The organism is Pyxidicoccus caerfyrddinensis, from assembly GCF_010894405.1.
GTDB lineage: Bacteria > Myxococcota > Myxococcia > Myxococcales > Myxococcaceae > Myxococcus > Myxococcus caerfyrddinensis.
On sequence record NZ_JAAIYA010000171.1, the window covers coordinates 1 to 256 of the forward strand.

Genomic DNA, 256 nt, shown 5'->3' on the forward strand with positions numbered 1-256 from the left:
GGCACCAGCGCCCCGTCCTGCTCTCCCTTCAGCAGCACCTCGCGCACCAGGGCCCGCGCCGCACTGCCGGGCGCCAGCTGCCCTTCGACGTCCGGGTGCCGGTGCAGGAAGGCGAAGGCGAAAGGGCCCGGCAGCCCCAGCGCCCAGTTCGTCAGCGCATCCCAGAAGGTGAAGAAGGCCTCGCGGAAGGTGACGCCGTCCGCGCCGTGCTTGCAGAAGAAGGCCCAGTCCACCTCCCGGCAGAAGGTGTCCTCGT

Annotated in this window: 1 pseudogene; it reads right to left on the minus strand. The window is 71.1% G+C overall.

What is annotated here, in order from left to right:
• Positions 1-256 (minus strand): annotated as a pseudogene (locus G4D86_RS52020) (TetR/AcrR family transcriptional regulator); the annotation flags it as partial.